This is a genomic window from Streptomyces cinereoruber (assembly GCF_009299385.1).
Taxonomy (GTDB): domain Bacteria; phylum Actinomycetota; class Actinomycetes; order Streptomycetales; family Streptomycetaceae; genus Streptomyces; species Streptomyces bikiniensis.
On sequence record NZ_CP023693.1, the window covers coordinates 3,409,501 to 3,426,901 of the forward strand.

Below are 17,401 nucleotides of genomic sequence, written 5' to 3' on the forward strand. Positions count from 1 at the left end.
AATCTCAGCTATGACCCTTACGTTCGAGATGGACCCGGCGGTCGGTCCCGCCCTGCGCGACGGCGTCCTCGCCCTCTGGGCCGACGTCTCCGACGCCGGCGGCGCCGTCGGCTTCGTCCCGCCCGTGACCCCCGACGAGATCCGCCCCGCCCTGCTCCGGCACCTCGTCGACATGGCCCGTGGCGACACCCGCCTGCTCGTCGGCCGCGACGAGGACGGCGAGGTCGCCGCCACCGCCTTCTTCACCTTCAACACCCACCCCCTGATGACGCACTGGGTGTGGCTCTACACCGTGATGGTCCACCCCCGTCACCAGGGCAGGGGGCACGGCCGCGACCTCATGGCGGCGGTCGAGCGCACCGCCCGCACCGCCGAGGGCTTCGAGGCGATCGAGGCGATCCGGCTCACCTGCCGGGGCGGCACCGGCGTCGACGGCTTCTACGCCAGGTCCGGCTACAAGGAGGTCGGCCGCGTCCCCGGCGCGATCCGGGTCGCCCCCGGAGACGACCGCGACGACATCGTCATGCTCCTCCCCCTGACCTGACGGACCGGCCCACCCGACCGGACCGGGCACAGGATGTCGGGTCCGGCCCCCCGGTCCCTTCCTACGGTGAGGACACGGAAAAGGAAGGACGGCCCCCGTGCTGGAGCGGCTGAACCAGGCCCTCGACCACATCGAGGAGCACCTGCGCGGCGACCTCGACCCGGCCGAGCTGGCCCGGATCGCGACGACCTCGGAGTACCACTTCCGGCGCCTGTTCTCGGCGCTCGCGGGGATGCCGCTGTCGGAGTACGTGCGGCGCAGGCGGCTCACCGTCGCGGGCGCCGAGGTGCTCGCCGGCGAGCGGACGCTCCTGGAGGTCGCGGTGCGGTACGGCTACGGCTCCGGGGAGGCGTTCGCCCGCGCGTTCCGCGCGGTGCACGGCGTCGGCCCCGGAGAGGCCCGCCGCACCGGGGCCGCGCTGCGCTCCCAGCCGCGCATGTCCTTCCGCCTCGTCGTCGAAGGGAACAGCAGCATGCGGTACAGGATCGTGGAGAAGGACGCCTTCCGGATCGTCGGGCGCGGGGCCCGGGTCCCCCTGGTCCACGAGGGCGAGAACCCGGCGATCGCCGCCCACATCCGGTCCATCGGCCGGGAGGGCCTGGCCCGGCTCGCCCGCCTCTCGGACGGGGAGCCCGGGGGCGTCCTGTCGGCGGTCACCCACCTCTCGGACAGCCGCGAGGAGGGCGCCGAGCTGGACTACTGGCACGGGGCGGTGAGCGGCGCCGACGTCCCGGAGGAGTTCGACGCGCTCGACGTGGCCGCCGGGACCTGGGCCGTCTTCGAGAACGAGGGCCCCTACCCGAAGGCCCTCCAGTACCTCTGGCGGGACGTCTTCACCCAGTGGTTCCCGTCCAATCCGTACGCGAGCCGGCCGGGCCCCGAGCTGCTCTCCGTACAGCCGTCGGAGGACTGGACGACGGCGCGGGCGGAGCTGTGGATCCCGGTGGAGCGCACGGAGGCATGAGAAAGGGCCGGCGAGGAACCCCTCGCCGGCCCTTTCGCCCCGGGAATCAGACCCGCATCGGCTGCGGCGACTCCCGCAGCTCCGCGTCCGGGCCCGGGTACTCGCGGATGATCTCGTACCGCGTGTTCCGCTCGACCGGCCGGAAGCCGGCGTCCCGGATCAGTTCGAGCAGGTCCTCGCGGCCCAGCTTGTTCGGCGTGCCGTAGTTGTCGGCGTCGTGCGTGATCTTGTACTCGACGACCGAGCCGTCCATGTCGTCGGCGCCGTGCTGGAGCGCGAGCTGCGCGGTCTGCACGCCGTGCATGACCCAGAAGACCTTGACGTGCGGCACGTTGTCGAAGAGCAGCCGGGAGACCGCGAAGGTCTTCAGGGCCTCGGCCCCGGTCGCCATGGTGGTGCGCGCCTGGAGCTTGTTGCGGACCTTGCCGTCCTTCATGTCCACGAAGTCGTGCTGGTAGCGCAGCGGGATGAAGACCTGGAAGCCGTTCGTCTCGTCCTGGAGCTCGCGCAGCCGCAGCACGTGGTCCACGCGGTGGCGCGGCTCCTCGATGTGGCCGTAGAGCATGGTCGAGGGGGTCTTGAGCCCCTTCTCGTGGGCGAGCCGGTGGATCCGGGACCAGTCCTCCCAGTGGGTGCGGTGGTCCACGATGTGCTGCCGGACCTCCCAGTCGAAGATCTCGGCGCCGCCGCCGGTCAGCGACTCCAGACCGGCCTCGATCAGCTCGTCGAGGATGTCGGAGGCGGAGAGCCCGGAGATCGTCTCGAAGTGGTGGATCTCGGTGGCCGTGAACGCCTTGAGGGAGACGTTCGGGAGGGCCTTCTTCAGCTCGGAGAGGGAGCGCGGGTAGTACCGCCAGGGCAGGTTGGGGTGCAGCCCGTTGACGATGTGGAGCTCGGTGAGGTTCTCGTTCTCCATCGCCTTCGCGAGGCGCACGGCCTCCTCGATGCGCATGGTGTACGCGTCCTTCTCGCCCGGCTTGCGCTGGAAGGAGCAGTAGGCGCAGGAGGCGGTGCAGACGTTGGTCATGTTCAGGTGCCGGTTGACATTGAAGTGGACCACGTCGCCGTTCTTGCGGGTCCGGACCTCGTGGGCCAGACCGCCGAGCCAGGCGAGGTCGTCGGACTCGTACAGGGCGATGCCGTCCTCACGGCTCAGCCGCTCACCGTCCCGGACCTTCTGCTCCAGCTCACGCTTGAGCCCCGCGTCCATGCGGCCGCCTCCCTTTTCTCCGAAATCAGACTTCGTTGTTCACCGTACTCTCAGCCCCGCCGCCGACCCCCCTCCGCCCTCCCCGGTCCTCCCCCGGTCTTCCTCAGTCCTCCTCGGGCAGTTCCCCGACGCGGTTCTCCCACTTGGTGGAGAGCACGATGGTCGTACGGGTGCGGGAGACGCCCTTGGTGCCGCTGAGGCGGCGGATCGTCTTCTCCAGGCCGTCGACGTCGTTCGCGCGCACCTTGAGCATGAAGGAGTCGTCGCCGGCGATGAACCAGCAGTCCTCGATCTCGGCGAGGTCCTTGAGGCGGCGGGCCACGTCCTCGTGGTCGGCGGCGTCGGAGAGCGAGATGCCGATGAGGGCGGTGACGCCGAGGCCGAGCGAGGCGGCGTCGACGGTGGCGCGGTAGCCGGTGATGACCCCGGCCGCCTCCAGGCGGTTGATGCGGTCGGTGACGGAGGGGCCGGAGAGCCCGACGAGCCGGCCGAGCTCGGCGTACGAGGCACGTCCGTTCTCGCGCAGGGCCTGGATGAGCTGCCTGTCCACGGCGTCCATAGGTATGAAGCCTTCCATTGTCCAGCGATACCGCGAGTTTAGGTATAGAATCTAAGGTACACAGGGGTCGACACCCTGTGATTCTTTCAGAAGATCAGAGTCGGCGGATCAGAGTCGATCTCTCAGGATTTCAGGAGTGGTGTTCACCGTGTACACGATCGAGATGGCCCGTGCCCGCATGCGCGAGCTGCAGGACCTGGCCGACCGCTCGCGTGCCCACCAGCCCGTCCCCGCCTCGGAGCGCGCTCCCCGGAAGCGCGCGAAGAAGCGCTAATCGGACCGGAGAGCCGCACCCAGCTCTCCCTCCCAGCGGCGGTACAACCGGTGCGGCACCTTCGCCGCGTCCAGTACCCGCCCGGCGACGAAGTCCACCAGGTCCTGGATGTGCGTCGCCCCCGCGTAGAACGCCGGAGAGGCGGGCAGCACCACGGCGCCCGCCTCGTCCAGCGCCACCATGTGCTTGAGCGTCTGCCCGTTGAGCGGGGTCTCCCGCACGGCGACCACCAGCGGCCGCCGCTCCTTCAGCGTCACGCTCGCGACCCGCTGCAGCAGGTCCTTCGAGAGCCCGAGCGCCACTCCCGCCACCGCGGCGGTCGAGGCGGGCACCACCAGCATCCCCTTCGCCGGGTACGACCCCGAGGACGGGCCCGCGCCCAGGTCACCGGCCGGCCAGTACCGCACGTCGTCCAGGTCCACGTCGAAGGTGTCGGGCTTCCCGTCGGCGCCGCGCGCCAGCCAGGCCGCCAGGTCCTCGCGCCAGTGCGCGTCCCGGAAGGAGATCCCGGTCTCGTCGAGCAGGGTGAGCCGCGAGGCCCGGGACACGACCAGGTCGACGCTCTCCCCGGCGGCGAGCAGTCCCCTCAGGACGGCGGCGGCGTACGGCGTGCCCGACGCCCCGGAAACCCCCACGATCCAGGGGGTGCGCTTGCCGTCGTTCATGCCGTCGAGCCTATCCGTGAGGGGTCCGGGACGATCCGGGGCGGTGCGGGACGGGTCCGGGACGTCGGGGCTACGGGGTGAGCCCGCGGACCAGCAGGTCGAGGAGCGCGCAGACGAACAACGAGATCCCGATGAAGCCGTTCGTCGTGAAGAACGCGCGGTTCAGCCGGGACAGGTCGTGCGGCTTCACGATCGTGTGCTCGTAGCAGAACGCCACCACGACGACCGCCAGGCCGATCCAGAAGAAGGCCCCGGCGCCGGTGGCGAGCGCGTACCAGACGAGCAGTCCGGTCGTCACGACCGCCGAGCCCCGCGCGCCCCACAGGGCGGCCGGGATCCCGAAGCGGGCCGGGACCGACATCACGCCGTGCGCCCGGTCCGCCTGCACGTCCTGGCAGGCGAAGATCAGGTCGAAGCCGCCGATCCACACGCCCACCGCGAGCCCCAGGATCACCGCGTCCCAGGACCACTCCCCGGTCACCGCCAGCCAGGCCCCGATCGGCCCTATGGCCTGGGCGAGCCCCAGGATCGCGTGCGGGAAGTTCGTGAACCTCTTCCCGTACGGGTAGACCACCATCGGTACGACGGCGAGCGGCGCGAGCGCCAGGCAGAGCGGGTTGAGCAGGGCGGCGGCCCCCAGGAACACCACGAGGGCGATCCCGGCCCCGGTCCACGCGGACCGCACGGACACGGCCCCGGTGACCAGCTCCCGGTTGGCGGTGCGCGGATTGCGCGCGTCGATCTCGCGGTCGATGATCCGGTTGCAGGCCATGGCGAAGGTCCGCAGTCCCACCATGCAGACGGTGACGAGCAGCAGCGTCCACCAGTGGATCCGCTCGTCCGTCTGGAACATCGCGGTGAGCGAGGCGATGTAGGCGAAGGGCAGCGCGAAGACCGAGTGCTCGATCATGACGAGCCGCAGGAAGGCCTTCGTACGCCCCGGCTGCGCGCCGGGCACGGCGGCGGTGGTCACAGCCCGTACTCCTTCCACCGCCGGTCGACCAAGGCGGCCGTCGCCGGGTCGGACTCGACCATGTCCGGCCAGCCGCCGTCCCGGGTGTAGCCCTCCTCGGGAAGCTTCTTCGTGGCGTCGATGCCCGCCTTGCCGCCCCAGAACTGCTGGTAGGAGGCGTGGTCGAGGTGGTCGACCGGGCCCTCCACCACGGTGAGGTCGCGGGCGTAGTCGGTGTTCCCGAGGGCCCGCCAGGCGACCTCGTGCAGGTCGTGGACGTCGCAGTCCTTGTCGACCACGACGATCAGCTTGGTCAGCGACATCATGTGCGCGCCCCAGATGGCGTGCATGACCTTCTGCGCGTGCTTCGGGTACTTCTTGTCGATCGAGATGATCGCGCAGTTGTGGAAGCCGCCGGACTCCGGCAGGTGGTAGTCCACGATGTCCGGCACGATGATCTTGAGCAGGGGCAGGAAGAAGCGTTCCGTCGCCCGGCCGAGCGGCCCGTCCTCGGTCGGCGGCCGGCCGACCACGATCGACTGGAGCAGCGGGCGCTTCCGCATCGTCACGCAGTCGATCTTCAGCGCGGGGAAGGGCTCCTGCGGGGTGTAGAAGCCGGTGTGGTCGCCGAAGGGGCCCTCCGGCAGCATCTCGCCCGGCTCCAGCCAGCCCTCGATGACGACCTCGGCCTGCGCCGGGACCTGGAGCGGGACGGTCTTGCAGTCGACCATCTCGATCCGCTTGCCCTGCACGAAGCCGGCGAAGAGGTACTCGTCGATGTCGCCGGGCAGTGGGGCCGTCGAGGCGTACGTCACGGCCGGCGGGCAGCCGAAGGCGATCGCGACCGGCAGCCGCTCGCCGCGCTCGGCCGCCACCGCGTAGTGGTTCCGGCTGTCCTTGTGGATCTGCCAGTGCATGCCGATGGTGCGCTTGTCGTGCCGCTGGAGCCGGTAGAGGCCGAGGTTCCGGACGCCGGTCTCGGGGTGCTTGGTGTGCGTGAGCCCCAGGTTGAAGAAGGAGCCGCCGTCCTTCGGCCAGGTGAAGAGCGCGGGCAGCTTGTCGAGGTCGACGTCGTCGCCGGTGAGGACGACCTCCTGCACGGGCGCGTCGCCGGACTTCACCTTCTTCGGCGGCACGTGGACCATCGAACCGAGCTTGCCGAAGGCCTCGCGGACCCCGACGAAGCCCTGCGGCAGCTCCGGCTTGAGGAGCCCGCCGATCTTCTCGCTGATCTCGCCGTACGACTTCAGGCCGAGCGCCTTGAGCAGCCGGCGGTCCGTCCCGAAGACGTTCATCGCCAGCGGCATCGAGGAACCCTTGACGTTCTCGAAGAGGAGCGCGGGGCCTCCCGCCTTGTTCACGCGGTCGACGATCTCCCCGACCTCCAGGTACGGGTCGACTTCGGCCTTGATGCGCTTGAGGTCGCCATCACGCTCGAGGGCCCTGAGCAGCGAGCGGAGATCGTCGTAAGCCATAGGGGCAAGTATCGGTCACCGGCTACCCTGGACCTGTCACCGGGGCCGCCCAAGCGCGCCCCCGCCACCGCTTCCAGGGGGCTGTCCCACATGCTCAGGGCGCTGCTGTTCATCCTGCCGCTGGCGCTGATGATCTACGCCTTCATCGACTGCCTGAACACCCCGGAGGAGGAGGTCAAGCACCTCCCGAAGCCGGTGTGGGCGATCGTGATCCTGCTGTTCTCGATCGTCGGCGCGATCGGCTGGATCGTCGCGGGCAAGGAGCGCGGGCCGAGGGGCCGGGCCGGCGGCGGCCGGGGCGCGGGCGGCTGGGTGGCCCCCGACGACAACCCGGAGTTCCTGAAGTCCCTCAAGGACGACGGCCCCGGCGCGAAGGCCGAGGACGACGACGACCTCCTCAAGGACTGGGAGGCGGACCTGCGGCGCCGCGAGGAGGAGCTGAAGCGGCGCGAGCGGGGCGAGGAGAACGAGGCCTGACGGACCCGGGGGCCTCTTGAGGAGGCCCCCGCCCCGGTCTCAGTTGTCGGAACCGACGGTGTTCTCGTGGCCGGCGTTGAAGACGTCGCCGCCCGCGAACTGGAGCCAGTCGCCGAAGACGATCGTGTACGAGGGCTCCGCCTCGTAGGCGACGTGCACGTCGGCGCTGGCGGCACCGGCACCGCCGAGGACGAGGGCACCGACGGCGAAGGCGGTCAGCAGGGAACGCATGGAGGACCTCTCGGTTCGGGGGGAAGTTCCGCGGAAGCGCGGCACTCCGCAAGCTAGGCCCTCCGCCCCCGGCCACTCGCGCACCGGGCCGGTAGGGCCTCGGATCCTCAGCCGATCGGCGGCAGCGACGGGGGACGGGACCGGGGCGGGGTGACGGGGGGCGGGCGGGGCCGGGGCGGGGGGACGGGCGGGGCCGGGCGACGGACGGGACCGGGCCGCGGGCGCCGGAATACCCGCGCGGAAGCCGGAGTTGGCACCGGACACCGGAGAACCCCCGACGAGACGGAGCCCCAGCCATGCCCCTGGACACCCCGCACGCCCCGGGTTCCCCGGACTTCTCGAACCGCTCGTTCCTCTTCGTCCTGGGCAGCTCCCGCCCGGACGGCAACTCGGAGATCCTGGCCCGGGAGGCGGCGGCGCACCTGCCGGCGGGCGTCCCGCAGCGCTGGGTGGACCTGAACGAGCTGCCGCTGCCGGACTTCCGGGACGGGCGGCACGAGGAGACGGGCCCGCCGACGCACGGGACGGAGAAGCTGCTCCTGGAGGCGACGGTGGAGGCCACGGACGTGGTGATCGTCTCGCCCCTGTACTGGTACAGCCTCTCCGCCCAGGCCAAGCGCTACCTGGACCACTGGTCGGGCTGGCTGAACGTCCCCGGCTCGGACTTCAAGGAGCGCATGGCGGGCGGCACGCTGTGGGGCGTGACGGCCCTGGCCCACGACGAACACGTCGTCGCCGAGGGCCTGGTCACCTCCCTGCACCACTCGGCGGCCTACCTCCGCATGCGCTTCGGCGGCGTCCTGACGGGCACGGGCTCCCGCGCGGGCCGCGTCCGCGCCGACGAGGAGGCCCTGCTCCGCGCGAGGACCTTCTTCCACACCGAGGCACCGCTGGCGCGGTTCCCGTACGAGGAGCGGGTGGCGGTGTGAGGGACGGGCCCCGGCCGGTCAGTTGAAGCGGTGGCCCTGGACCAGCCTCGTCCGCTTGCCGTCGGGCAGGACCAGTCGGTGCTTCTTGACGCCCTCGTAGCGGCGGCCGGTCATGAAGAAGGTCGGCCCCGCGACGAGCGCCACGGCGACGAGGGGCACCAGGACGACCATGGGGTTCATCGAGGGGTCGTTCTCCTCCCGGACCTGGCCTCCGAGGTGAAAGGCCATGGGAAGCGTGACGAGCAGCGAGAGCAACAGCAGCAGGCCGACCGCCAGGTGGACCAGTCTCTTGCGCCGGGCCTTGGCCGTGCTTTCCACGAGGGCCACGAAGGGCTTCCCGCAGCGCGGGCACTCGAAGGCGACCGGCGCCTCCTTCTCCGGCGGTCGGCGCATCTCCGGTGACGACAGCGTGGCGACGCTCCAGTGCACCGTCATCGTGCCCGCCCTGCTCTCCACGCCGACCCGGCACCCGACGGCGAGGGTGTAGCGATGGTCCAGCGGCAACTCGTCCACCCCCGTGATCCTCCACCCCGCCCCCGCGCGACCGCGGGGCGTTCCGAGCGTACCGCCGCGTCGCACCCTCCGGAACGGGATCGGAGCAATCCCGAGGGAACGCGAATGGGCTTTTACAGAAAGGGAGTTGTACGGCGGAAGGCGCGCCGGTCCGACCGCCGTCGGCCGGGCCGGCGCCTTGCGGTCAGTCGTCGGGCAGGCCCGGAGCCCCCGGATGGCAAGGACACCCGCACACCAGGTACCGGACCCCGGGGACGTCGCTCTCGCGTGGGACGTGGTCCCGGCAGTGGGCGTGGCGGCCGACGATGCAGCGCGGTGAGCGGTACTCCGGTTCGGGGCCGGATGCGAGGACGTGGGTCAGCAGGGACACGCTCACCGCGTCCGCGAGCTCGGGCGTCACCCACCAGCCGTCGCCCGCGCGGTCGCGGTGCGGACCGTCGTGGCCCGGGCCGAGGACGCAGACCGAGCCGGCCCACACCGGGCGCACCGCCTCCGCGACGGCGTGCACGGAACGCCGTGCCCCGCAGCGGCTCACCTGGCGCATCCCGCGTGGATGTTCCGGTGGTCGACGTCCACCCCGACCGTCGCCAGCCACAACGCCCTCCGGCGCCTGCGTTGCGCCGCGCGTGACGTGGCCGTCACCAGGTAGGGGCGGGTGAGGGGCGAGCGGGCGCCGTCCAGGGGCATCGTCTGTTCCCTGGCGTACGGGGAGCGCGGGGCGGGGGCCCGGTGGCGGGGCGGCGAGGCCGGGCGGCGGTGGGCCGTCCGGGCCGGGCGGTGCCTGCCGGTGGGTGGAAGCGTCAGCATCAGCAGCCAGAGGAGGACCGGAATCCAGACCCGGCCCAGTACGCGCGCGATAGGGTTCCGCACGTCATCAACTCCTTGAGCAGTTGGTGGCCATGCCCCGGGAGGTCTTGCCACCTCGCCGGGGTCTTCACGTCACCCACCCTAGGAGGCATGTATAGCTCTGTATAGCTTACTAGTGGTTCGCACAGGTTGTCGGTGCTTACGTTGGTCGGGTGACCGACCGCAGCCAGATTCCCGAGTTCGACCCGCAGGGTCCCCAGTTGGTCTACGTCGCCGTGGCCGACCACATCGCCGCCCGTGTCGCGGCCGGAGAGCTGGCGCCGGGCGCCCGCCTGCCCGCCGAGCGCGACCTCGCCGAGGAGTACGGGGTGGCCTACCTGGCGGTCCGCCGCGCCGCCCGGGTCCTGCGCGAACGCGGCCTGATCCTGACCGTCCACGGCAAGGGGACCTTCGTCGCCGACCCGCTGCCGGAGGAGTGAGACCCCGCCCCTGAACCCCCCCCTCCCGCCACAGACCCGCAACACCCCCACAACAGACTCGAAAAGCCGACCCCTTTCCCAACACACCGTCGATATCCTTGAGTTGACTGTTACGGGGGTGGCGGGGCTTGGACAGAGAGCTGTACGGCCGTGAAGCGGTCCTGGACGACGGCGGGTTGGTCGCGCGGCTCTGCGGGCTGACCCGGCACGGGGGCGCGCGGGTGGCGTACGAGCACGGGGACGATCCGCCGGTCACCGTCTTCACCGGGGGGCGCGGGACCGGGAAGACCGCGCTGCTCAAAGAGGTGCGGAACCGGTACCGGGGGTACACCCCGCTCGCGCTGCTCGACTGCGCCCACGTCGAGCCGCCCGCCGACCACGGGCCCGGCTGGACCCCGCTCACCGGCGCGCTCGCCGAGCTGGCCGTGCAGTTCTCGCCCAGGGTGCTCGGGGCCCGGCCCGTGCGGTTCCCGCGGCTCTCGCTCGGGCTCGTGGCCGTCGCCGCGATCGGCTGGTCCCGGGAGGACGACGAGCGGGCCCGGCGCGACCTCCAGCGGCTCGGGCCGCTCCTCGCGACCGTCGATCCGACCCGGGGCGCCGCCGCCCACTGGGTCGGCAAGGTCCTCGCCAAGCTCGCCGCCACCTTCGCGGAGACCGCCGCCCCGCTCGCCGGGGTGCTCGCCGAGGCGACCGTGGAGACCGTCCTGGAGGAGGTGTTCGGGCGGATGCAGCGGTCCGCCGAGGGGTGGTACGGCGGATACCGGAACGCCGGGGGGCGGGGGAAGGCCGGGCTCCAGCAGCTCGCCAACGACTTCGAGCAGGGAGGTCGGAGGCGCCAGGAGGCCGAAGCGTTTCTCGTCGGGGCGCTCACCGAGGACCTGCACCACGCCTACACCGGGCTCCGGCGCGGCACCCGCATCGGCCGGCCCCTGCTCCTCCTCGACAACGCCCACGAACCGCTCGGCCGGCAGCTGGCCGAACCGATTCTGCGCGCCCGCTCCGCCGAGGGGCGCCGGGACCGGCTCGTCGTCCTCGCCGCCTCCCGGGTCCGCGACCACGAGGCGCTGCGCCAGGCCACCCGGCTACGCCTGCCCGAGACCGCGCACCGGGCGCCCTGCCCGCGCGGGGAGAGCGTCGGCTCCGGCATCCTCGTCGTCGAGCTGACCCCGCTCTCCCCCGCCCAGACCCGCGGCGCCTTCGACCGCCACGACCCAGCGGGCCGCACCCCCGCCGAACTCCCCCGCGCCGTCCACCGGCTGACCGGCGGCCGCCCCCTGGGCGTGGCGCTCCTCGGCCGGGCCGCCGGGGAGGCCCCCGCCGGCCTGAAGCCGGAGCTCACCCCCGGCCGGCTGCTCGACCTGACGGTGGAGCTGCGCGAGGACTCCCCGCCGGTGCCCGTCGCGCCCGCCCTGCTCGCCGAGCTGCTGCCGGTGCCCCGGCCCGGCCCGTACGCCGTGCTCGCCGCCGCCCACGACGAGGATTCCGCCCGGGTCCTCGCCCACGCCCGGCTCCCCTCCGAGTCCCGCGACGGGGACGTGGCGCTGCGCGTCCGCGACCGGCTGCGCGCCGAGGACTGGGCCGCGTCCGCGCCCGGCTCCCGGCACTTCGTCGCCGACCCGCTGCTGCGCGCCCTGCTCCTGCACCGGCTGCGCTTCGAGGACGGCGACCACCCGCGCTACGCCGCCTGGCACGCCGTCCACGAGACCCTGCGCCGGCACTACGGGCCCGAGCCCGGCCCGTACCGGCTCCACCACGACCTCGCGCTCGGGCTCACCGAGGACGCCGTCACCCATCTGCGGGCCACCTTCCCCGAGCCGGACGTCCTCGGCTGGCTCGGGCGGCTGCGGTTCGTCGCCTCCGCGCCGTACCCGCGCGAGCGCGGCGCGACCGGGCCCGATCCGCGCCGGGCCGTCGCCCTCGGCCAGGCCCCGCCGGACGAGCTGCCCGACGGGCTCGACGCCGACGGCACCGAACTGCACCTCGCCCTGCGGCGCCTGCTGCACGCCGTATGGCTGCTCACCGATCCGCTCGCACTGCCCGACGAGGAGGTCGCCGACCGGCTCGCGTACGAGCTGCGCCGGCTCTCCGGCCGCCATCTGTCGGACAGCGGTTCGCTCTGGGACGCTGCCACCCACTGGCCGCGCGACATCCGCGCCTGGCGGGAGCCCTCGCTGCCGCCGGGCCGCGAGGACGGAGTCTGACGCCATGCCCGACCGCGTGACCGACCCCTCGGCCGCCCGCCCGCTCGACCGGCTCCGCCGCCGCGTCCGCACCCCCCGCCAGAAGCTCGTCGCCTCCCTCGTCACGGCCGCCGTCGTCCTGGGCCTCGGCGGGTACGGCGTCGTCCGCCTCACCACCCCGGAGGACCGTTCCTGCGCGGCGGGCGTCGAGCGCCCCGCCGGCAGCACGGAGTGCATCGGGGTCAACGGCGACGGGCACGACTTCGGGGTCGGCGAGCTGGGCGACATCGCCCGCGCCATCGGCGCCGAGAACGCCTCGCTCAAGCCCGACGACCACGTCACCGTCGCCCTGCTCCTGCCGCTGACCTCCACCGACGGCGGCATGCGGATCAAGATGCTGAACGAGCTGCGGGGCGCCCACGCCTACCAGTACCGGGCCAACCACGAGTCCAACGAGGAGCTGCCCAAGATCCGGGTCGTCCTCGCCAACACCGGCAAGGGCAACGCCCACTGGCGCACCACCGTCGACCGGCTCATCGCCATGAAGGACTCCGCCGACCGCCTCCGGGCCGTCTCCGGCGTCGCCACCTCCTCCACCGAGGTCCGGGAGGCGGTGACCGCGCTCACCGGGGCCGGGATCGCCGTCGTCGGCACCACCATCACCGCCGACGACATCGCCAACGCCCCCGGGAACGACCGCTACCCCGGCCTCGCCCGCGTCTCGCCCACCAACGGCGACGAGGCGAAGGCCCTCGCCAACTTCGGGAAGAAGGTGGACGCCACCAAGGCGCTCCTCGTCCAGGACACCCGCAGCGGCGACCACTACACGGACACCCTGAAGGCCGCCTTCGCCGCCACCCTCAAGGGCACCCCGCACGCCCCCGAGCTGTTCACCTCGCCCCCCGACCCCAACGAGGAGGGCACCACCGCCAACACCTTCCGCAACATCACCCTCCTGATCTGCGACACCCGCGTCGACACCATCTTCTTCGCGGGCCGCCACACCCAGCTGCGCCAGTTCATCAACGCGCTCGGGGCGCGCGGCTGCACCCACCGGTCCTTCACCGTCCTCACCGGGGACGAGGGCTCCTACCTGGGCGCGGACGCGAAGCTCGACCGGAGGGCCCTGCGGTCGAAGCTGACCGTGCGCTACGCGGCGCTCGCCCACCCGGACGCCTGGGTGCCGGCGGAGGGGCGGGAGGTCCCGGCCACGGGCGGCTCCCCCAAGGCGTACGAGACCTTCCTGAAGGACGTCACGCGGGACGCGAAGGAACCGCCGCCGCTCGCGGACGGGCAGGCGATCGTCGCGTACGACGCGATGGCGACGGCCGTCCACGCGATCCGCCAGGCCACCCCGCAGGGGGCCCGCCACCCGGCGGCGGCCGACGTGGCCACCCAGTGGCCGCAGGTCAAGGGCTCGCTGCGGGTGGAGGGGGCGAGCGGCTGGATCTGCCTGGACAACTACGGCAACCCGTACAACAAGGCGGTCCCGATCGTGGAACTGGCCCCGAACGGCTCCCAGCGCTTCGTCCAGATCGCCTGGCCGGAGGGACACCCGCCGGTGGCTCCCTGCCTGCCGCCGAAGCGGGGCTGACCGTACGGGAAGGGGCTAGGGCCTGTCCGACCCTGACCCGCCGGACAGGCCCTAAGGCTCCCACTTCGGCCAGGGCGCCTCGTCCCGCTCGTACAGCTCCCGCAGGTGCAGCCAGCGCTCGGTCGTCCGCTCCCGCCAGTCGGCGGGGTGCCCGTCCAGGGCGCGGGCGAGCCATTCGAAGTGGTCGTGCCAGGCGGCGAGCCGGTCGAGGCGGTGCTCGGGCGGGCCCCGCAGCTCGTTGGTGAAACGCAGCACGGTCGATCCGTCGGCGCCGGCTCCCGGGCCCGGTTCCAGGTGGAACCGGATCCGGCCGTGCGTCGGATCGACCGTGTACTCGGCCACGCTCCCGGGGTCCCAGGCGGTCACCCGCCCCGGGTCCTCGGTGTCGCCGCTGGTCAGCCGGTGGAGGACGACCCGGCCGCCGAGCCGGGGCTCCAGCGGGTCCGCCGCGCACAGCCAGCGCGCCAGGCCCTCGGGGGTGGTGACCGCCGTCCAGACCTCGGACGGCGGGTGCGGCAGCTCGACGGTGAAGCGCAGCAGGTGCGTGTCGCCGTCGTGGGTCTCGCTCCTGCCCCGGGGTATCTCGCTCATGGTTCCAGCGTCACCCAGGGGCGGAAGGGGTGCCAGTGCGGGCCGGGGGTCAGACTCCGGCGTAGGAGTGCTTGCTGCTCACGAAGATGTTCACGCCGTAGTAGTTGAAGAGGAAACAGGCGAAGGCGACGAGCGCGATGTACGCGGCCTTCCGGCCCTTCCAGCCGGCCGTCGCGCGCGCGTGCAGGTACGCGGCGTACCCGACCCACGTGATGAAGGACCAGACCTCCTTGGCGTCCCAGCCCCAGTAGCGGCCCCACGCGTCGCCGGCCCAGATCGCGCCCGCGATGATCGTGAAGGTCCACAGCGGGAAGATCGCCGCGTTCACCCGGTAGGAGAACTTGTCGAGCGAGGCCGCGGCGGGCAGCCGCTCCAGGACCGAGCGGGCGAAGGCGCCGGGGTTCCCGCCGTTCGCGAGCTTGTTCTCGTACGAGTCGCGGAAGAGGTACAGCAGGGTGGCGACCGCGCCGAGGTAGAAGACCGCGCCGCAGAAGATCGCGGTGGAGACGTGGATCCACAGCCAGTACGAGTCGAGCGCGGGCACCAGCTGGTCGCTGGGCGTCTTCAGCCAGGTGGTGGCCACGCCCAGGTCAAGCAGGACGGTGGTGACCAGCGGCAGGCCGATCCAGCGCACGTTCTTCTTGGCGAACAGGAAGCCCAGGTACGTGCCGACCGCCACCGTGGAGAAGGTGGTGGAGAACTCGTACATGTTGCCCCAGGGGGCCCGCTGCACGGAGAGCGCCCGGGTGACCACGCCCGACGCCTCGACCAGGAAGGCGAGGACGGTGAGCGAGACGGCGATCCGGCCGTACAGGTCGCCCTTGACCGTGCCGCCGGCCGCGCCGGGGCCGTCCGGCACGTCGCGGGCGCCGGCCGCGGTCCGGGTGACGACCTTCGGCTTGTCGAGCACGGCGGTGGAGCCGCCCTGCTTGACCCGCACGGTCACGGCGGGGGCCTGGGCGGCCCCGGCCCCCGCCGTGAGGGCGGCGGCGGTGCGGCCGACCTTGCTGCGGCTGCCGAGGACCCACTCGGCGATGTGGGCGAAGAAGGCCAGGGTGTAGACGGCCATCGAGGAGTAGATGAGCACGTCGCTCATCCGCGCCAGGCTCTCGTCGGTCGTGGCGGCGAGGATCACTTGTCAGCCTCTCCAGAAGGGGCGGGGTCTTCCGCGGGTGCGTCCGCCGGGTGCGTGGTGTCCGGTGCGGACTTCGTGGTGTCCCGTACGGCGTCCGTGGTGTCCGGTGCGGCGGTGTCCGGTGCGGACTTCGTGGTGTCCCGTACGGACTCAGGGTCGGCCCGCGGGGTCTCCGCGGCGGGCGGGGCCTGGGCCGTGAGCGCGACCGCCAGGTCGGCCAGCTCCTCGGGGAGCTTCGCGGACTCGCTGCGGCCGAGGCCGGCCATCTCGACGACGGTGGTGCCGTCCTCGCCCCGCACGGCCCGGACCCAGACCCGGCGCCGCTGGATGAAGAGCGAGCCGGACAGGCCCGCGATGGCGGCGAGCGCGCCCGCGAGGGCGAGGCCGTTGCCCGACTGCTGCGAGATCTGGAAGCTCGCCCACTCCTTGATCTCCTTCTCGAAGGTGATCGAGCCGGCGCCGTCCGGGAGGGTCATCGTCTCGCCGGGCCGCATCCGCTGGGCGACGCCGGTCCCCGTGTCGATCTTGAACTGGGTCATCTTGGACGTGTCCAGCTGGTACACGTTCTGCGGCAGTCCGGAGTCCACGCGCAGGTCGCCGTGGTAGCCGGTGAGGGCGAGGACGGGGAAGTCGAGCGCGGGGAACTGCGAGAACATCGTGCCCTGGCCGGCTCCCGCGAAGGTCGGCACGAAGAGGGCGCTGAAGCCCAGCTGCTCCTTCTTGCCGTTCTTGTCGCGGTAGCCGTCCATGACCTTGATCGCGCCGGTCGACGTGATGTTGTTGTCGATCGGGAGCAGCGGCACGGCGCCGTGGAAGACGGCCTTGCCGCGTCCGTCCCTGACGGTGACGACGGGCGCGTAGCCGTGGGCGATCAGGTAGACCTTGGAGTCGCCGATCTTCAGCGGCTCGTTGACCCGGATGACCGTCTTCCTGTCCGCGCCGCCCCGCGTGTAGGTGACGGCCGCCTCGAAGGTGCGGGGGGTGCCGCGCTGCGGGCCGCTCTTCTCGTACGTGCCCTCGAAGGAGTCCAGCTTGAAGCTGAACGGCTCCAGGTCGTCGGTGCCGAACCAGGACCCGGACTTGAAGTCGTCGTACTGGGTGAGGGTGTTGGAGAAGCCGTCGCCCTCGGTGATCAGCTTGCCGCCCTCGGACTTGAAGAGGACGCCCCAGGCGAAGGCGACGAGCATCACGATCAGGGCGATGTGGAAGGACAGGTTCCCGACCTCGCGCAGGTAGCCCTTCTCGGCGGCGACCGCGTCCCCGACCCGGTGGGCGCGGAAGCGGCGCTTCTTCAGGAGGGCGAGCGCGGCCTCCCGGGCCTCCTCGGGCCCGGCCGAGGTGCGCCAGGTGGTGTACGCGGGGAGCCGGTCGAGGTGGCGGGGGGCGCCCGGCGGCCGGCCCCGGAGCTGGCCGACGAACTGCCAGGTGCGCGGGACGATGCAGCCGATGAGGGAGACGAACAGCAGGAGGTAGATCGCGGAGAACCACACCGAGCCGTAGACGTCGAAGAACTGCAGCTTCTCGTAGATCGGCGTGAGGGTGGGGTGGGCGGCCTTGAAGTCCTGGACCTTCATCTCGTCCGCGCTGGTCTGCGGGACGAGGGAGCCGGGGACGGCGCCGAGGGAGAGCAGCAGCAGGAGCAGCAGCGCGATCCGCATGGAGGTCAGCTGCCGCCAGAACCAGCGGAGCCAGCCGGTGAACCCGAGGGTGGGGCCGCCGACGGCGGTGTCCTCGCGGTCCTCCCGGGGGGCGGTCGACAGCGCGGCGCCGGACGCCTCGTCGGCGGCGGTGCTCTCCGTCGTGTCGGTCTTGCTCATGGAAC

20 protein-coding genes are annotated in these 17,401 nt (G+C 72.2%); 8 read left to right on the plus strand and 12 right to left on the minus strand.

Annotated elements, in window-relative coordinates; translation table 11 throughout:
• Nucleotides 1-10 precede the first annotated feature (10 nt).
• Complete coding sequence (locus tag CP977_RS15110; protein ID WP_152370291.1) at nucleotides 11-544, plus strand: GNAT family N-acetyltransferase; 534 nt, start codon at nucleotides 11-13, stop codon at nucleotides 542-544.
• Nucleotides 545-641: 97 nt separating this feature from the next.
• The gene (locus CP977_RS15115; protein WP_062754571.1) at nucleotides 642-1,508 is read left to right on the plus strand and encodes an AraC family transcriptional regulator; all 867 of its coding nucleotides are present in this window, start codon (nucleotides 642-644) and stop codon (nucleotides 1,506-1,508) included.
• A 46-nt stretch (nucleotides 1,509-1,554) separates the two neighbouring features.
• Here CP977_RS15115 and mqnE read toward each other — a convergent pair whose 3' ends face one another.
• On the minus strand, nucleotides 1,555-2,718 hold the full coding sequence (gene mqnE, locus CP977_RS15120; RefSeq protein ID WP_062754569.1) for an aminofutalosine synthase MqnE: 1,164 nt from the start codon (nucleotides 2,716-2,718) through the stop codon (nucleotides 1,555-1,557).
• A 103-nt stretch (nucleotides 2,719-2,821) separates the two neighbouring features.
• Complete coding sequence (locus tag CP977_RS15125) at nucleotides 2,822-3,277, minus strand: Lrp/AsnC family transcriptional regulator (RefSeq protein WP_030219133.1); 456 nt, start codon at nucleotides 3,275-3,277, stop codon at nucleotides 2,822-2,824.
• 136 nt (nucleotides 3,278-3,413) lie between these two features.
• Here CP977_RS15125 and CP977_RS34095 point away from each other — a divergent pair, with 136 nt between their 5' ends.
• Entirely contained in the window at nucleotides 3,414-3,551 is a 138-nt protein-coding gene (locus CP977_RS34095; RefSeq protein WP_159057782.1) for a hypothetical protein, read from the plus strand.
• On the opposite strand, the gene CP977_RS15130 is transcribed toward CP977_RS34095, so the two are convergent.
• The 3 genes from CP977_RS15130 to CP977_RS15140 all read right to left on the minus strand — a co-directional run bounded on the left by CP977_RS15130 (nucleotide 3,548) and on the right by CP977_RS15140 (nucleotide 6,643).
• The gene (locus CP977_RS15130) at nucleotides 3,548-4,216 is read right to left on the minus strand and encodes a UbiX family flavin prenyltransferase (RefSeq protein WP_062754567.1); all 669 of its coding nucleotides are present in this window, start codon (nucleotides 4,214-4,216) and stop codon (nucleotides 3,548-3,550) included. The two genes, CP977_RS34095 and CP977_RS15130, sit on opposite strands and share 4 nt — an antisense overlap.
• A gap of 70 nt (nucleotides 4,217-4,286) precedes the next feature.
• Entirely contained in the window at nucleotides 4,287-5,189 is a 903-nt protein-coding gene (gene mqnP / locus CP977_RS15135; RefSeq protein WP_062754565.1) for a menaquinone biosynthesis prenyltransferase MqnP, read from the minus strand.
• Complete coding sequence (locus CP977_RS15140) at nucleotides 5,186-6,643, minus strand: menaquinone biosynthesis decarboxylase (protein ID WP_062754563.1); 1,458 nt, start codon at nucleotides 6,641-6,643, stop codon at nucleotides 5,186-5,188. The genes mqnP and CP977_RS15140 overlap by 4 nt, the downstream gene beginning before the upstream one ends.
• A gap of 90 nt (nucleotides 6,644-6,733) precedes the next feature.
• On the opposite strand from CP977_RS15140, the gene CP977_RS15145 reads away from it, so the two are divergent.
• A complete protein-coding gene (locus tag CP977_RS15145) occupies nucleotides 6,734-7,120 on the plus strand; it encodes a PLD nuclease N-terminal domain-containing protein (protein WP_104860486.1) in 387 nt (128 codons plus the stop codon).
• 39 nt (nucleotides 7,121-7,159) lie between these two features.
• On the opposite strand, the gene CP977_RS15150 is transcribed toward CP977_RS15145, so the two are convergent.
• A complete protein-coding gene (locus CP977_RS15150) occupies nucleotides 7,160-7,351 on the minus strand; it encodes a hypothetical protein (RefSeq protein WP_062754561.1) in 192 nt (63 codons plus the stop codon).
• 296 nt (nucleotides 7,352-7,647) lie between these two features.
• Between CP977_RS15150 and CP977_RS15155 the strand changes: the two genes are divergently transcribed.
• The gene (locus tag CP977_RS15155) at nucleotides 7,648-8,280 is read left to right on the plus strand and encodes a flavodoxin family protein (protein ID WP_062754559.1); all 633 of its coding nucleotides are present in this window, start codon (nucleotides 7,648-7,650) and stop codon (nucleotides 8,278-8,280) included.
• Between the two features lie 18 nt (nucleotides 8,281-8,298).
• Here CP977_RS15155 and CP977_RS15160 read toward each other — a convergent pair whose 3' ends face one another.
• From CP977_RS15160 to CP977_RS15170, 3 genes are all read right to left on the minus strand, one after another.
• The gene (locus tag CP977_RS15160; protein WP_152370292.1) at nucleotides 8,299-8,793 is read right to left on the minus strand and encodes a hypothetical protein; all 495 of its coding nucleotides are present in this window, start codon (nucleotides 8,791-8,793) and stop codon (nucleotides 8,299-8,301) included.
• 184 nt (nucleotides 8,794-8,977) lie between these two features.
• Complete coding sequence (locus tag CP977_RS15165; protein ID WP_208420699.1) at nucleotides 8,978-9,337, minus strand: hypothetical protein; 360 nt, start codon at nucleotides 9,335-9,337, stop codon at nucleotides 8,978-8,980.
• Entirely contained in the window at nucleotides 9,325-9,663 is a 339-nt protein-coding gene (locus CP977_RS15170; protein WP_152370293.1) for a hypothetical protein, read from the minus strand. The genes CP977_RS15165 and CP977_RS15170 overlap by 13 nt, the downstream gene beginning before the upstream one ends.
• A gap of 149 nt (nucleotides 9,664-9,812) precedes the next feature.
• Here CP977_RS15170 and CP977_RS15175 point away from each other — a divergent pair, with 149 nt between their 5' ends.
• The 3 genes from CP977_RS15175 to CP977_RS15185 all read left to right on the plus strand — a co-directional run bounded on the left by CP977_RS15175 (nucleotide 9,813) and on the right by CP977_RS15185 (nucleotide 13,853).
• Nucleotides 9,813-10,079 (plus strand): GntR family transcriptional regulator, encoded by a 267-nt coding sequence (locus CP977_RS15175; protein ID WP_152370294.1) that lies wholly within the window; start codon nucleotides 9,813-9,815, stop codon nucleotides 10,077-10,079.
• 128 nt (nucleotides 10,080-10,207) lie between these two features.
• Nucleotides 10,208-12,280: a hypothetical protein gene (locus CP977_RS15180; protein WP_152370295.1), complete on the plus strand. Its 2,073-nt coding sequence runs from the start codon at nucleotides 10,208-10,210 to the stop codon at nucleotides 12,278-12,280.
• A gap of 4 nt (nucleotides 12,281-12,284) precedes the next feature.
• Nucleotides 12,285-13,853, plus strand: coding sequence for an ABC transporter substrate-binding protein (locus CP977_RS15185; RefSeq protein ID WP_104860485.1), 1,569 nt, complete (start codon nucleotides 12,285-12,287; stop codon nucleotides 13,851-13,853).
• A 51-nt stretch (nucleotides 13,854-13,904) separates the two neighbouring features.
• Here the strand turns inward: CP977_RS15185 and CP977_RS15190 are convergent, their stop codons facing one another.
• Genes CP977_RS15190 through resB form a run of 3 tightly spaced genes read right to left on the minus strand, consistent with a single transcriptional unit; the run spans nucleotide 13,905 to nucleotide 17,396 of the window.
• On the minus strand, nucleotides 13,905-14,444 hold the full coding sequence (locus CP977_RS15190) for an SRPBCC domain-containing protein (RefSeq protein ID WP_062754546.1): 540 nt from the start codon (nucleotides 14,442-14,444) through the stop codon (nucleotides 13,905-13,907).
• Between the two features lie 49 nt (nucleotides 14,445-14,493).
• On the minus strand, nucleotides 14,494-15,579 hold the full coding sequence (gene ccsB / locus CP977_RS15195; protein ID WP_062754544.1) for a c-type cytochrome biogenesis protein CcsB: 1,086 nt from the start codon (nucleotides 15,577-15,579) through the stop codon (nucleotides 14,494-14,496).
• A complete protein-coding gene (resB, locus tag CP977_RS15200) occupies nucleotides 15,576-17,396 on the minus strand; it encodes a cytochrome c biogenesis protein ResB (RefSeq protein WP_152370296.1) in 1,821 nt (606 codons plus the stop codon). The genes ccsB and resB overlap by 4 nt, the downstream gene beginning before the upstream one ends.
• Nucleotides 17,397-17,401 lie beyond the last annotated feature (5 nt).

What these genes read in the sequence shown, in the direction of transcription:
- CP977_RS15110 (WP_152370291.1), top strand. Translation starts at nt 11, where the DNA reads ATGACCCTTACGTTCGAGATGGACCCGGCGGTCGGTCCCGCCCTGCGC.
- mqnE (WP_062754569.1), bottom strand. Translation starts at nt 2,718, where the DNA reads ATGGACGCGGGGCTCAAGCGTGAGCTGGAGCAGAAGGTCCGGGACGGT.
- CP977_RS15125 (WP_030219133.1), bottom strand. Translation starts at nt 3,277, where the DNA reads ATGGACGCCGTGGACAGGCAGCTCATCCAGGCCCTGCGCGAGAACGGA.
- CP977_RS15130 (WP_062754567.1), bottom strand. Translation starts at nt 4,216, where the DNA reads ATGAACGACGGCAAGCGCACCCCCTGGATCGTGGGGGTTTCCGGGGCG.
- CP977_RS15140 (WP_062754563.1), bottom strand. Translation starts at nt 6,643, where the DNA reads ATGGCTTACGACGATCTCCGCTCGCTGCTCAGGGCCCTCGAGCGTGAT.
- CP977_RS15145 (WP_104860486.1), top strand. Translation starts at nt 6,734, where the DNA reads ATGCTCAGGGCGCTGCTGTTCATCCTGCCGCTGGCGCTGATGATCTAC.
- CP977_RS15150 (WP_062754561.1), bottom strand. Translation starts at nt 7,351, where the DNA reads ATGCGTTCCCTGCTGACCGCCTTCGCCGTCGGTGCCCTCGTCCTCGGC.
- CP977_RS15155 (WP_062754559.1), top strand. Translation starts at nt 7,648, where the DNA reads ATGCCCCTGGACACCCCGCACGCCCCGGGTTCCCCGGACTTCTCGAAC.
- CP977_RS15165 (WP_208420699.1), bottom strand. Translation starts at nt 9,337, where the DNA reads ATGCGCCAGGTGAGCCGCTGCGGGGCACGGCGTTCCGTGCACGCCGTC.
- CP977_RS15185 (WP_104860485.1), top strand. Translation starts at nt 12,285, where the DNA reads ATGCCCGACCGCGTGACCGACCCCTCGGCCGCCCGCCCGCTCGACCGG.
- CP977_RS15190 (WP_062754546.1), bottom strand. Translation starts at nt 14,444, where the DNA reads ATGAGCGAGATACCCCGGGGCAGGAGCGAGACCCACGACGGCGACACG.
- resB (WP_152370296.1), bottom strand. Translation starts at nt 17,396, where the DNA reads ATGAGCAAGACCGACACGACGGAGAGCACCGCCGCCGACGAGGCGTCC.